A 14,526-nucleotide genomic window follows, 5' to 3' on the forward strand; every position below is an offset into this window, starting at 1 on the left:
ACAATAAAAACCGCGGCATTATTGTTCAAATAATTAAAAATAAAAACCCAGGCAAGAAAATATTTTCACTGCTTTATTAGTACAGAAATTTAGGTTTGTCGCAAAATGCAAATTTATGGTTAAATCTTTGACTCATACTTTAATTAGCGGGAAGCAAAACTAATTATCCAGCTCTCGCGCCTGGTAATAAGCCTCTTCACTAATCTGGTGGTAGGGCCGTACATCCCGCTCAAAATCCTTAAAGGCTTTATAGATACGGGCAAACTCAGGGTCCTTGTCTGCAGTCTCCTGCATAATTTGCGTGTTGATTTGCTTTAAATGAGAAAGTACTTCATCCGGTAGACGCCTGAGCTTTACACCGTGCTCTTCCACTAATTCACGCAGGGCTCGGTTATTGCGCGCAGTGTACTCATCCAGCATGTCCTGGTTTGCTTCCCGGGCTGCCACGCGCACAATTGCCTGCAGGTCTTTAGGCAATTTATCGAAGGCTTTTTTATTGACAATAAATTCCATCATCGAGCCAGGCTCATGCCAACCAGGATAGTAATAATACTCGGCAACCTGGTGAAAGCCGAAGGCTAGATCATTGTATGGGCCAACCCATTCGGTCGCATCAATGACGCCAGTCTGCAACGCTGTATAAAGCTCACCACCAGGAATCGTGACGGCCGTGCCGCCGGCCCGGTTTAATACTTCACCTCCCAGCCCGGGAATTCGCATTTTTAAACCCTGCAAATCCTCGACAGAGTTAATCGGCTTATTAAACCAACCCGCCATTTGCACCCCTGTGGAACCACCTGCCAGGGGTATCAAATTAAAAGGCTCGTAAATCTCCTCCCAGAGTTCCAAACCACCGCCGTGGTGGAGCCAGCCATTCATTTCCTGGGCATTCAAACCAAAAGGTACCGCAGTGAAAAACTGGGCCGCCGGAATCTTGCCTTTCCAGTAATAGGCTGCACCGTGCCCCATCTGTGCCGCACCCTCGGAAACAGCACCGAAAACCCCCAATGCAGGCACCAGTTCACCCGCACCGTAGACCTTAATTTTGAGACGGCCAGCAGACATCTGCACTACCTCTTTGGCGAAGCGCTCCGGTGCCTGGCCCAGGCCGGGGAAGTTTTTTGGCCAGGTAGTAACCAGCTTCCACTCAAACAATTCTTTATCACCAGTATCAGAAAAGTGTTGTTGAGGCCCTTGAGCCGCACGGGAAGTTACCAGCGCGGCAAAGGTAATTACCAGCAGGGCGAGAAGGCCCAAAATAACGGCGGGGTACCAATTAATTTTTTTCATCGCTTCTAATTATCGTTTTTCTTGTAAGGCGCTGACTGTCAGCTAGCTAACTTTAATTATCGTGGCTCCAGTGATACTGGAGCCACGTGAGATTTGCTTCTTCAAAATAGATTCAGTTTTCCAGCCCCTTGGTCTACAGCGGCTGCAATTTAGCCATAGCCACCACCAGCCATTTACTGCCGGCATCATCGAAGTTCACCTGTACCCGTGCGCGCGGGCCATTGCCCTCAAACTGCACTACGGTGCCCTCACCAAATCTGGCATGCTCCACTCGCCCTCCCAGGGCGAGCGGTGGCAAATCATCAAAGTCTGGGGCCGGGTCGGAAAACTGACCCACTTTGCCATAATCCGCCTGGTATAGTGGCCGGGAAATCTCAGTCTTGAGGCGCACCTCGTGCACCAAATTAGCTGGAATTTCACCAATAAACCGTGAGGGGCTGTTATAGGTCTCACTGCCAAACAGGCGGCGGTTTTCTGCGTAGGTGATATACAGTTTGCGCATAGCGCGGGTAATTCCCACGTAGCAGAGTCGGCGCTCCTCCTCCATACGACCCGGCTCCTGCGCGGACATCTTGTGGGGAAACAGGTTTTCCTCCACACCCGCCATAAATACCAGGGGAAACTCCAGGCCTTTGGCGGAGTGCAGGGTCATTAACTGAACCGCCTCCTCAAATTCATCTGCCTGGCCCTCACCGGCATCGAGGGCAGCGCTGTCGAGGAACTGGTTGAGCAGAGGAATTTCCTCCTCATCTTCCTCCCCTTCGGGCAGGTCCACACCAGAGAAAGCGCGACAGGCAGTCACCAGTTCCTGCAAGTTCTCCACCCGCGTCTGGCCCTTCTCACCTTTTTCCTTGCCGTGGAATTCCAACAAGCCGCTAGTCTCGATCACATCCTCAGCAATAGCATCCAACTCTTTATCTTCTGCATTCGCTGCCAGCTGGTTAATCAGGTCCAGAAAGCTCTGCAGGGCATTGCCGGCGCGAGCGGCCAATACCCGCTGCTGCAACATCAGCTTGGCCGCCTGCCACAGGGAACAGCCCTGTTCGCGGGCATAGGAGCGCACCATTTCCACCGTGCGCGCACCGATGCCACGGGTCGGCGTATTCACCACCCGCTCAAACGCAGTGTCATCATCGCGGTTGGTAATCAGGCGCAGATAAGACAGGGCATTCTTGATCTCCAGGCGCTCGTAGAAGCGCTGGCCGCCATAGATGCGGTAGGGCACCTGCTCGCGCAGAAGCCCCTCTTCAAGTACCCGGGATTGCGCGTTGGAGCGGTAGAGGATGGCAATGCTGTCGCGGCGGTTGCCATCGCGCACCCAGTCATTGATGCGTTCGACAATAAAGCGCGACTCATCCTGTTCGTTGTAGGCCGCGTAGACGGCGATGGGCTCACCCTCTTCACCCCTGGTCCACAACTCCTTACCCAGACGGCCACTGTTATTGGCGATCACCGCGTTGGCCGCATTCAAAATGGTGGAGGTGGAGCGGTAGTTTTGCTCCAGGCGCACCGTCTGGACTTCTTTCAGGTCTGTGGAAAAGTGCTGAATATTCTCGATCTTGGCACCGCGCCAGCCGTAAATGGACTGGTCATCGTCACCCACAGCTGTGATATGGCACTGCTCACCAGCAAGCAGACGCAACCAGGCGTATTGAATCGTGTTGGTATCCTGGAACTCATCCACCAGGATAAAGGGAAAGCGCTGGCGGTAATGGGCGAGAATAGCGTCGTTATTCAACCAGAGTTCATGGGCGCGAAGTAACAGCTCACCGAAATCCACCAGCCCACCACGCTGGCAGGCCTCTTCATAGGCAAAGTAGATCCGCACCATGGTCTGCAACCATGGGTCGGCGCCAGCATTGATATATTGCGGGCGCAGGCCTTCATCTTTCTGCGCACCGATCCACCACTGGGTTTCCCGCGGCGGCCACTTTTTATCGTCCAGCCCCAGATCCGCCTGTACCCGCTTGATCAGGCGCAGCTGGTCGTCGGAATCCAGGATCTGGAAGTTCTGCGGCAACCTGGCCTCTTGCCAGTGGGCTTTGAGCAGGCGATGGGCCAGGCCGTGGAAGGTGCCCACCCACATGCCGAAGGTATTCACCCCCAGCAGCTCTTCGATACGGGCGCGCATCTCGCGGGCCGCCTTGTTGGTAAAGGTCACCGCCATAATGGAATAGGGCGAGGCACCTTCCACCTGCATCAGCCAGGCGATGCGGTGCACCAGCACCCGGGTCTTACCCGAACCGGCACCGGCCAGAACCAATTGATTGCCGGGCGCGGCTGCTACTGCTTCGCGCTGGGCGTCGTTGAGGGGGTCTAAAATCTGAGATACGTCCATGGGCGATGATTGTACCAGAGCTGCTGTGCGAGACCTGTGTAAATAAACAGCATTTTACCCATCCTGACAACGCAAAGCCGCTCGCCAGCGGGGGGCACAGCCGCTACACTGCGCCATCTGGCATAGCGAAGGTAGTCTTGTGAAACCAGCGGAAGTCACGCAAAAAATCAGCGAACAACTGTCATCCATGCGCAAATCTGAGCGCAAGGTGGCGGAGTATATCCTCGCCAACCCGGATGAAATTATTCATATGCGTATTGTTGACCTGGCCACCGAGGCCCAGGTAAGTGAGCCCACGGTAGTGCGTTTCTGTCGCGCAGTAGGCTGCTCGGGGTTCCAGGAGTTCAAGCTGAACCTGGCCCAGCAGCTGGCCTCCAGCCCCAGTTTTGGCCAGATTGCAGTAACCGAGACCGACACCATTGCTGAATACAAGCGCAAAGTATTCGATTCCACTGTGGATACATTGTTGAAGGTACGCGACAGGATTGACGACCGCGCACTGGAAGCCGCTGTGACCGCAATGGCCGCCTCCAAGCGGGTAGAATTCTTCGGCTTTGGTGCCTCCGGTGCTGTCGCTGCCGATGCTCAGCACAAATTCTTTCGCCTGCAACTGGCTACTGCCGCACACTCCGACCATCACATCCAAAATATGTCGGCTATGTCGATGCAACCAGGGGATGTTGTGGTGGCTATTTCCCAGAGTGGGCGGACCAAAGCACTGTTACGCTCCATGAGCATGGCAAAAGAGCAGGGCGCTCTGGTCGTGGGCCTGGCCCCAAGTGGCTCCCCGGTAGCCCAGCAGGCGAGTATTCCACTGGAGGTGGATGTAGAAGAGGATATCGAGATCTACACGCCACTGTCTTCTCGAATCGCCCACCTGGTGGTAATTGATGTGCTAGCAATTGGCGTAGCCCAGCGTAAAGGACCACAGTTGCAAGAGCACCTGTTAAAGCTCAAACAGGGCCTTTACACCCTTCGTGAAGACAAGCACTGAGAGCATGAGCGTCCGCATAACGAAAAGATTAACCGCAGGCACCGCATTGACGGCTTCCCATAGCAGCCAATGCACTGCCATCGGCCAACAGAAATTTATTGCTCCAGCACTATTAACTATCCCATAAATACTGCAATACAAAACTAAACTGCTTGGCATCCCCAACAAAGACACCCCGAGATTGAACGCATGAATATTGCATTGATCGGTGCCAGTGGTTTTATCGGTTCTGCACTGTTGGTCGAGGCCTTGGCAAGAGGGCACCGGGTCACAGCTCTGGTTACCCACCCCGAGAAGCTACAAACCCAGGAGAGGTTAACCGCAACCCAGACCGACGTATTAAACACTACGCAGCTTGCCGACTTATTGAGAGGCCACGATGCGGTGATCAGTGCTTTTAGCGGCCACGCCCAACAGGATATTCACGGCTATTACCTGCGAGGCTTCGAATCAATTCTCAACGCCTGCAAAGAGGCGGGGATAGATCGCCTTCTAGTTGTTGGTGGCGCCGGCAGTCTTGAAGTTGCTCCAGGAGTGCACTTATTGGAAACTCCCCAATTTCCACCGGAATGGAAAGCCTCAGCTCTCGGTGCCCTTGATGCCCTCAAGCGACTAAAGCAGGAAAATACGCTACAGTGGACTTTCCTGAGCCCCGCCGCCTTGATCGAGCCCGGCGAGCGCACTGGTCATTTTCGTCTCGGAGGCGACCAGCTGATGGTGGATAGGGATGGCCGTAGCCGCATCTCCCTAGAGGATTACGCCATAGCAATGATCAATGAGCTGGAGCAGCCTCAACATATCCAGCAGCGTTTTTCAGTTGCCTACTAATGAAAACTGTTAAGTTAAAAGATACTGAGTTATTGATAAGCTGGTGAAAAGGTCACTGTCCCGTTACCATTAGGTCACATTGGAGCCCTGGCCAAAGGCCACCAAATACGTACCCTCGGCTGGATAAACACCAATTTTATGTTTGAAATCCAGCCGACATACCCGAATAGACCGCCTTCTCAGCGCCTTTCGCGATACGAAAAAGCTCTCTACCGAAAGAACCGTCTTAAACTCACAGGTTTGATATTGAGCTTGCTGTAGTCTCGACTGTGGTCTGCCATAACAGATCGAGCAATGCGTTTTACGGTTTTCCACTGAGCTGTATCAGAGTCAACTATGAGTTCGAAGCCAAAACCTGATGAAAAAACCACACCGCGTTGGCTGGTGGTATGGCTGGCGGCTCTCGTATCCTTGACGCCCTTTTCGATTGACAGCTACCTGCCAGCTATTCCCGCCATGGCTGCAGCGCTGGATACTGAGGTGGAGCGAGTACAGTATTCAGTTTCCAGCTTTTTGTTGGGTTTCGCCCTGGGGCAATTGTTCGGTGGCCCACTATCAGATCGCTGGGGACGCCGCTTAGTGGGGACTATTGGTCTAAGCATTTATATTGTCAGTTCTCTGTTAGTGCTGCTCACAGACCATGTCGACCAGTTGATTATCCTGCGCTTCCTTCAGGCCATCGGTGGCGGTTTTGCTACTGTGATCTGCGCAGCAATTGTGCGCGACCTGCACAGTGGGCGCGAAGCAGCCAAGATTATCTCTATGATCAGCACCATAATGTTGATCGCTCCCCTGATCGCACCAGTCATTGGGGCACTCCTTCTGGCCATTGGTGGCTGGCAAAGCATTTTTGTTTTTTTACTCTTGTACGCATTGGCAATGCTGGTTCTGGTGCGCCTGTTATTGCCGGAGACCGTGCCGCGCTTTACCCGCGCGCGTCGCCAGCTAATGCCTCTGGGGTCCTTGATCTCAAGTTATGGGCAGGTATTGCGCAATCGCCGGGCCCTCGGTTTCCTGGGCGCCCAGGCCTGTGTGAGCGGCTCGATGTTTATCTATATCACCACAGCGCCCTTCGTATTTATGGATTATTTTGAGGTCAGTGCCAGCCAGTTTCCCCTGTTTTTTGGCAGCTGCATTCTGGGCCTGATCTGCATGGTGCAGGTCAATATACGGCTGTTAAATCTGTTTCAGCCGCGCAATATATTGCTGGCAGGCATCTCTCTACAGATACTGGGTTGTGGTCTGCTGTTGCTGGGCACTATGACTGGAATTCGGGAAATTACCTTGTGGATGGTGCCACTGGTACTGGTGATGAGCTGTATCGGCATGACAGGCCCCAACGCTGCAGCCTGCTATCTAGAGTTCTTCCCCAAAATCAGTGGCAGTGCCAATGCCCTCTATGGGGCCACCATATTTATTACCGGGGGGGTCCTGGGCGGATTAGTCAGCAGCATACACACCGGCACCCTGGTGCCTATCGCCGCATCTATGTTTGGCTGTGCGGTGGCAGCATTTTTTTCCGCCATGGTAATCGCTCAGGCGCGCAAGCCCATCGAATCAGATATACCGGCTACCAAACGATTCACCCCACGCTAATCCATGAGGATACCCTGGCAACTGGTCCTACAATTCTTCCTCTTGTAGGGCCTGCTGTACCGATGGCCGTTCCGACATTCGCTTCTGGAACGCCTGCAGCTTGGGCCAGCGCGCCATATCAAACTGCTGGGCTTCCATCCAGCGGGACAGCACATATAAGTAGGCATCCGCCACAGAAAATTCATCGCCCATCAGGAAGTCTTTGTCCAGGCGCTTTTCTATATAGTCGAAGCGTCGTAACAAGCATTCCCGCGCTTGCTCCTGCTCATCCTTGGCGCCATCCCAGAACAGCGGTTTAAATAATTTATGTACCTCTGCACTGAGGAAATTAAGCCACTCCAACAAGCGGTAATGGGCGAGGCTACCAACTGGCGGAGCCAGGTGCGCATCTGGCTTTTGTTCCGCGAGAAACTGTACTATCGTCGACCCCTCTGTCAGTATTTCCCCACCTTCCAACTGCAGGGCAGGGATGTAACCCTTCGGATTTATCTTCCTGAAGTCATCGCCGTTTTCCATGGTATGTGTCTTCAGATCAACCTTGCACAAGTCCAGATCAATACCCGCTTCAAGCGCGACAATATGTGGGGATAGCGAGCAGGCGCCGGGAGTGTAAAAGAGTTTCATTGCGGTCCTCAGGTAACAGTTGCGCAGCAACCAGCAGTATAGGCGTGCATTTTTAAAACGTTACCTAGCCGCGCCTATGCGGTGCAGCGTAATCCAGCTGTGGTCCCTTTGGCACAATTCCAGTGGGGTTGATATGCAGGTGGCTACCGTAGTAATGATGCTTGATATGGAAGAAATCCACGGTTTCCGCTACTCCCGGCCATTGAAACAGCTCCCGGGTAAATCCCCACAGATTCTTAAAGTCAGCCAGGCGCTGCTTGTTACATTTAAAATGGCCATGATAAACAGCATCAAATCTGATTAATGTTGTAAACAGTCGCCAGTCGGCCTCTGTTACCTGATCTCCAGTCAGATAGCGGTTATTCTGCAGGCGCTGCTCCAGCTGTTCGAGAGTACTGAAAAGCGACTCATAAGCTCGCTCATAGGCCTCTTGGGTAGTGGCAAAGCCGGCACGATAAACCCCGTTATTTACGGTTTCATAAACCACATCATTTGTCGCATCTATATCGCCCTGCAGGTCATCGGGGTAAAAGTCATCCTCGCTACCGGTGAGACGATCAAAGGCACTGTTGAGCATTCGGATGATTTCAGATGATTCATTGCTAACAATACACTGGCGCTGTCTGTCCCACAGCACTGGTACAGTGACACGTCCACTGTAATCACTGCGATTGCGCTGATATAGCTGGTAAAGGTAATCATATTGAAAGAGGTGATCACCACTGCTGCCTTCCTCGGTGTTGAAGGACCAACCATGCTCACGCATAAAGGGGCTGACAATAGAAATATCTATGTAGTCGCGCAGATTTTTTAATGTGCGGAAAATGAGCGTACGGTGGGCCCAGGGGCAGGCGAGTGAAACATACAAGTGATAGCGACCCGCCTCAGCGATAAAGCCTCCCTCTCCACTCGGCCCCGGGGCTCCATCACTGGTCACCCAATTGCGGAGCTGTGCTGCCTCACGCACAAACTCACCCTGGCTTTTACCAGTGTCATACCAGTGGTTGCGCCACTGTCCATCGACCAAAAGGCCCATCACTACCTCCCGGCGCTCTCGTGAGTTACCTCCTAGTCCCTGTTGAAATCAGCGCAGTAACTATTTTTTACGGAACCAGTGGTCCAGACTGAAGCGCCCTGCACCAGCGCAGGCAAGAATCAAAAAGCCGCCGGCAATGGTGATGTTTTTCATAAAGCTGGTCATCTCACCTGAATCTCCGGGAGAGAAGTGCACCATCCAGGCGCTGGCAAGGCAGAAAAGAAACAGAATTATCGCCGCAAAGCGGGTAAAGAGGCCAAAAAATACTGCCAGCCCCCCGAGCAACTCAACCACAATCACCAGAGGCAGTAAAAAGGCCGGGAGTCCCATGGATACCATAAATGCCTCTGTCATTTTATAGCCGCCGATTTTGTTCCAGCCGGCAAAAATGAATATCAGAGACATCAATATTCGTCCTACCAATTTGGAGGTGTCGCACAACGCAGGATGGTTCGCCATAACTTCCTCTCTCGTTACAGGGGAATTACAGACAATGGAATGCCTCCAGTGTAGTTGGGAACTGTTATGGGAGACGGATGCCGCGCATCGAATATTAGTAATAATCAGACTTAACAAGGAAATAGACGCCAAAATATCGACGAAAATCCATAAGTGGCAGCCTGGACAGCTTCTACTCCTCACCTGGGCGCAAAATTGAAAAATGCAGTTGTGCCTCACTGGGGAGCCGTTACAATTGCGCGCCCCTAATGAAGGCGCTGGCCGGCAGTATCCACATGGCGCGCCCCTGCGTAACCCCGGAACCGGAGCCCTCCTCACGGGAAAATCGAGCGGCGCTCGCACGGCTACAATAACGGCACGCTCACAATTGATAAATTTGCCCGCTGAGAGAGCAGGTACCACTGCTCCTTTTTGAGGGTTGGGAGTAATCCCGGAAATTTCACCCCTGGAGTCCACGCACGGCATGGAAGTCTATTACACCTTTTGTTTTCTTGCCGCTGTGTCGGTTTTTCTCGGCTTCCTCAACCAGTACGTTTTGCGCGCGCAAACCACTATCGCAATCACCGCGGGTGCGCTGGCACTGTCTCTTATAGTGACTGGTCTGGGCAAATTGGGTGTGGTCGAACTGCGCACCTGGGCAGATCAACTACTGCCGTTGCTCAACCTGGAAGATATTCTGCTGAAGGGCATGCTGGGATTCCTGCTTTTCGCCGGCAGTTTACATATCGACCTGCTGGCACTGCGTAACCAGAAAATCGAAATTGGCCTGCTGGCGATCGTCGGCACCCTGATTTCTACATTTGTGGTAGGGGCACTGCTGTACTGGTTTCTTATGTTGATTAATATGCCAGTCGCCTTTGTTTACTGCCTGCTATTTGGCGCACTAATATCTCCTACAGACCCCATCGCGGTGCTGGCAATAATGAAAAACCTGAAAGCACCCGAGCAGGTATCTATCCAGGTAGAGGGGGAGTCCCTGTTTAATGATGGCTTTGGCATAGTGATTTTCGCTGTGATCTATGCCCTGGCCTTTGAGGGCGGCCAACCGACTGTTCCCGCAGTCGCCGAGCTATTCATCGTGGAGGCGATCGGCGGTATTTTGCTTGGCCTGATTATCGGCGGGCTTTTTCACTGGTTGATCTGCTGCACCGACGACCACAGTCTGGAATTATTGCTAACCCTGGTGATCCCCACTGCAGGCTTCTCGCTGGCGAATATCCTCGGTGTTTCCGGAGCCCTGGCGATGGTAGTAAGCGGCATTATTATCGGTAACTTCACCCGTGAACGGGGCTTTTCCCGTGTGAGCCAGCATGAGCTGGATAATTTTTGGAATATTACAGAAGATTTTCTCAACGGCTTGCTCTTCCTGCTGGTGGGCCTGTTCCTGATCACCATCGACCTACGACCCGCAGACTACCTGCTAATGGTAATGGCAATTGTGATAGTGCTGCTGGCCCGGGTCATGGCGGTGGGAGTGCCCTTCCTGTACCTGAAGAGGCGCCGTCGCTATCACCCCTATACCAACCGGATACTGATTTGGGGTGGCCTCAAAGGGGGATTGGCTCTAGCGTTGGCTATGTCCATCCCAGCTGGCAGCGCTTTTGTACAAGGGCAGGACCTGCGTTACCTTTGGGTGGTAATGACCTACGGCGTGGTGCTCTTTTCTATCGTGGTGCAGGGCTCTACCATAGCCCCGTTAATTCGCCGCAGCCGAGAGTTTGCCGAGCCCGAAAGTACAGTGGGCTCCAACCAGCAACACACCGCCAAATAGCGATAATTCATCAATGGAACACTCTAACTTCCTCGTAGAAGCCGTCATTTTTATGGCTGCGGCGGTAATCGCCGTACCCATCGCAACCCGTCTCGGCCTCGGCTCAGTACTCGGTTATCTGCTCGCTGGAGTCGCGATAGGGCCCAGTGCCCTGGGCCTGGTGGGCGATGCCAGCGACGAGATGCACGTGGCCGAGTTTGGGGTGGCCCTGATGCTGTTCCTGATCGGTTTAGAGTTACAGCCAAAAAAGCTGTGGCAAATGCGGGGAGCCATTCTCGGTACAGGCAGCGCCCAGCTCCTATTGACCGCTGCCGCTGTTGCCGGGGTAGCCCTGCTTTTATTTGGCTTAGATTGGCGCTCAGCGGTTGCTATCGGACTGATATTGGCACTTTCTTCAACTGCTATTGTTTTGCAATCCCTCAGCGAAAAAGGGCTGCTGAAAACCCAGGGTGGGCGCAGTGCCTTCGCAGTATTGCTGTTCCAGGATATTGCCGTTATTCCCATCCTTGCACTTTTACCACTACTTGCCGGCACTCCCGCCGAAGCCCACGCCAGTGGCCTGAGTGGCTGGCAATATGCTGCTGCGGTGATCGGCACCATTGCCGCTTTTGCGATTAGCGGCCGCTACCTACTCGGCCCATTGCTGCGCCTGGTCGCGGGCAGCCAGGTGCGCGAGATGTTTACCGTTACCGCCCTGTTAATAGTCTTCGCCGCCGCAGCGGTAATGACCTGGCTGGATCTATCACCGGCACTGGGTACCTTCCTGGCCGGAGTGCTGCTGGCGGAAAGTGAATTCCGCCATGAACTGGAAGCGGATATTCAGCCGTTCAAAGGGCTACTTCTAGGGCTGTTCTTTATTGCCGTTGGCGCGAGTCTGAACTTCGCCCAGATTGCCGAGAACCCATTGCTGTTGTTCGGACTTGTCATCACTCTGGTCCTGGTTAAGTTTGCCGTTCTTTTTGGCCTTGCACGCATGATGCGCCTTTCGAAAGGGGAGGACTGGTTATTCGCCCTATCCCTCGCCCAGGCGGGGGAATTCGGCTTTGTGCTCGTCTCCTTCTCCACCCAGATCCAGGTCCTGGATGCCGGTGCCAGCAGCCTGCTGGTTGCTTTGATTGCCTTGACTATGGCACTCACCCCGGTATTGCTATTGATATTCGAACAATTTATCCAGCCACGCTTTCTAGTTGGGCCTGAAAGTCCTGTGGAGGTAGATACCCCCCCACCAGTAGACCATGGCTCGCCGGTAATTATTATCGGCTATGGTCGCTTTGGGCAGATCACTGGGCGCCTGCTCAACGCCTGCGGCTTCGGCACTACTCTGTTAGAGCGCAATGCAGAACAATTGGATCTCGTGCGTCGCTATGGCATAGAAGCCTACTACGGGGACGCTTCGCGAGAGGACTTGCTACGTGCTGCCGGCGCCAAAAATGCACGTCTTGTTATCCTGACACTGAGCGACCAGGCCGCATCTCTCGAAATTATCGCCCAGCTGCAAAAGCATTTCCCGCATTTGATTATTCTCGCAAGGGCGCGCAACCGCATGCACCAATATGCACTGATGGAGGCCGGAGTAAAATATATCTTTCGTGAGACCGTGGATTCGGCACTGGCAATTGGTGAGAAGGCCTTAATATTACTCGGCCTTAGTCCGATGCAGGCGCGTAGAGCAGCACGTAAGTTCAAACAACACGACGAGCGTATGCTGGAGGCTCTATTTCCCTACTGGCGCGATGAAACCCAGCACATAGCCCAAGCCCGAATCTATCGAGAACAGCTGTTACAGGCACTACAGCAGGACAGACGCGACAAAGACCTCCACTTGGATCACTACTGGGAAGAAGCGCAACCAGAGACAGAGAAGCCTTAGGGTTGCCGAGGAGTTGAACGGGTATGGCACGGACCTGGAGACTTTCTAGCCTTTTGACATCAGGCTCGCCTCTACCAAGTCTACTTCCATTACCAACTTGCGATGGAGTTCATCATCGATTTCCCTGCGCACTCTCAGGGTAAAAAGTTGCTTGCGCTCAGCGGCAAGAGCCGCCAGGCGGAAATTACGCTCGACTCGCGCGCGCACCCATACCTGTTCCTCATTTTCATCCTCGCCAGTACTGATACGGCGACGATAGACTTCCAACAGGTGATCAATCGCCTCATAGGCAACATCTTTGTGCTCCCAATGCGCATTAATAGTACTGCGTAGTATTATCAAGCGTTCCTCTGCCGCCTTAGCCGCTGACATCCTTGCACCTCGCTCATCGCCAATCGCTGCCAGTTGCGGTGTATCCGGCAAATGCTTCAGCAACAAGGGAAGTGCAAAACTGGCCAACAACAGTGAAAAAAGGATTACCCCCATGGCAATAGCCAGCGCCAGTTCCCGCCCCGGCAAGGGTGAGCCGTCAGGTAACAGAAGAGGAAGGGAAAAAGCTCCTGCAAGGGTTATCGCTCCCCGTACCCCTGACACAGTCAATACACTGACCAATATCAAGTGTGCTGAAAGTGAGCATATGCTCCGACGAAAACGGGAAAAATAGAGGGATACCCACACCCAGATAAAACGCAGTAAAAGCAGTACCAAAGATATTGCCAGGATATATAGAGCCACCATGCCGAGGCTGGTATGCCTTGCACCGGCGAGATCAGCCTCTGCCAGTCGAACCAATTGCTCACCGAGTAAAACGAAAATAATCCCATCCAATACCGTTTGCACAGTCTTCCACACAGCGCGGCGATCCATACGTGTCGTGGACATTTCCGAGCCGTGTAGATTAGTGTAATGAGTAGCAATACCTGCCGTTGCCGCTGCCAGAATCCCGGATACCTGTAGGCTTTGACCTGCCATATAAGCGGCAAATGGCACTAATAAGCTCACCAGTATCTGTATTGCAGAGTCCTCACCACCTATTCGCACCAGCCAGCGCAACAAATATCCGCAAATAAAGGCAACTCCGGCTCCAATTGCTATGCCGCCCACTGCAACCCAGACAAAACCACCCACCGCTTGCGAAAAGGAAAAGCTGCCGGTCATCGCGGCTGCCACTGCGAACCGGAAAATATCCAGTCCCGACGCATCGTTGAACAAGGACTCCCCAGCAAGAATATGTTCCAGCCGCGCTGGCATGGCATTACCACCATGCACAACTGAAACTGCAACCGGGTCTGTGGGCGCGAGTATTGCCGCTACAGCAAAAGCTACGGCAACAGGGATGACCGGCACCAGCCAATAGATAAAAAAGCCCATGCCCACTACGGTAAAAACCACCAGACCAACAGCCAGGGTTACAATCAACCCCAAATCCCGGAAAAAAGCACCCTTGGGAATACGCCAACCGGCAAGAAATAGCAGGGGAGGAATAAAAAGAAGAAAGAAAATTTCCGGGTCGAGCGGTATCTCGATACCGAAAACCCCACCTAGGATAACGCCGCCAACAATTTGTATTAATGGGAGGGGGATGGGTAGCGGAAGGATACGAGCGACAATAAGGCTAAGTGCCACCACCAATAGTAAAAGCAGCGCAAGAACGAGATAGTGCATCGCCCACTCAGGATCCTTGAAAGGCTCACCGCATAGCGGCATTTAACCCGACATC

General features: G+C 53.2%; 11 protein-coding genes. 5 read left to right on the plus strand and 6 right to left on the minus strand.

The genetic code is table 11. From position 1 onward, the window contains the following. Positions 1-159: 159 nt before the first annotated feature. Together ACJJJB_RS18970 and uvrD are read right to left on the minus strand one after the other, a co-directional pair. The gene (locus tag ACJJJB_RS18970; RefSeq protein WP_445365313.1) at positions 160-1,290 is read right to left on the minus strand and encodes a TRAP transporter substrate-binding protein; all 1,131 of its coding nucleotides are present in this window, start codon (positions 1,288-1,290) and stop codon (positions 160-162) included. Between the two features lie 133 nt (positions 1,291-1,423). After that, positions 1,424-3,628 carry a DNA helicase II gene (gene uvrD / locus ACJJJB_RS18975; protein WP_020413932.1) on the minus strand — a complete coding sequence of 735 codons (2,205 nt, stop codon included), beginning with the start codon at positions 3,626-3,628 and terminating at the stop codon, positions 1,424-1,426. A 139-nt stretch (positions 3,629-3,767) separates the two neighbouring features. Here uvrD and hexR point away from each other — a divergent pair, with 139 nt between their 5' ends. The 3 genes from hexR (at position 3,768) to ACJJJB_RS18990 (ending at position 7,046) form a co-directional block, all read left to right on the plus strand. Continuing rightward, positions 3,768-4,622 carry a transcriptional regulator HexR gene (gene hexR, locus ACJJJB_RS18980; protein ID WP_020413930.1) on the plus strand — a complete coding sequence of 285 codons (855 nt, stop codon included), beginning with the start codon at positions 3,768-3,770 and terminating at the stop codon, positions 4,620-4,622. 189 nt (positions 4,623-4,811) lie between these two features. Beyond that, entirely contained in the window at positions 4,812-5,450 is a 639-nt protein-coding gene (locus ACJJJB_RS18985; protein WP_282952071.1) for an NAD(P)-dependent oxidoreductase, read from the plus strand. A 336-nt stretch (positions 5,451-5,786) separates the two neighbouring features. Next, complete coding sequence (locus tag ACJJJB_RS18990) at positions 5,787-7,046, plus strand: multidrug effflux MFS transporter (RefSeq protein ID WP_020413928.1); 1,260 nt, start codon at positions 5,787-5,789, stop codon at positions 7,044-7,046. Between the two features lie 27 nt (positions 7,047-7,073). On the opposite strand, the gene gstA is transcribed toward ACJJJB_RS18990, so the two are convergent. The 3 genes from gstA to ACJJJB_RS19005 form a co-directional block, all read right to left on the minus strand. After that, positions 7,074-7,670: a glutathione transferase GstA gene (gene gstA / locus ACJJJB_RS18995; RefSeq protein ID WP_444902436.1), complete on the minus strand. Its 597-nt coding sequence runs from the start codon at positions 7,668-7,670 to the stop codon at positions 7,074-7,076. A gap of 64 nt (positions 7,671-7,734) precedes the next feature. Continuing rightward, positions 7,735-8,706: a glutathione S-transferase family protein gene (locus ACJJJB_RS19000; protein WP_353375861.1), complete on the minus strand. Its 972-nt coding sequence runs from the start codon at positions 8,704-8,706 to the stop codon at positions 7,735-7,737. 60 nt (positions 8,707-8,766) lie between these two features. Further along, positions 8,767-9,165 carry a DoxX family protein gene (locus ACJJJB_RS19005; RefSeq protein ID WP_040628926.1) on the minus strand — a complete coding sequence of 133 codons (399 nt, stop codon included), beginning with the start codon at positions 9,163-9,165 and terminating at the stop codon, positions 8,767-8,769. A gap of 463 nt (positions 9,166-9,628) precedes the next feature. Here ACJJJB_RS19005 and ACJJJB_RS19010 point away from each other — a divergent pair, with 463 nt between their 5' ends. Next, positions 9,629-10,936: a cation:proton antiporter gene (locus ACJJJB_RS19010; protein WP_020413923.1), complete on the plus strand. Its 1,308-nt coding sequence runs from the start codon at positions 9,629-9,631 to the stop codon at positions 10,934-10,936. A gap of 13 nt (positions 10,937-10,949) precedes the next feature. After that, positions 10,950-12,806 (plus strand): monovalent cation:proton antiporter-2 (CPA2) family protein, encoded by a 1,857-nt coding sequence (locus ACJJJB_RS19015; protein WP_020413922.1) that lies wholly within the window; start codon positions 10,950-10,952, stop codon positions 12,804-12,806. Positions 12,807-12,851: 45 nt separating this feature from the next. On the opposite strand, the gene ACJJJB_RS19020 is transcribed toward ACJJJB_RS19015, so the two are convergent. Further along, complete coding sequence (locus tag ACJJJB_RS19020; RefSeq protein ID WP_445365314.1) at positions 12,852-14,471, minus strand: Na+/H+ antiporter; 1,620 nt, start codon at positions 14,469-14,471, stop codon at positions 12,852-12,854. Positions 14,472-14,526: the final 55 nt, after the last annotated feature.

It is taken from the genome of Microbulbifer variabilis (assembly GCF_052468405.1).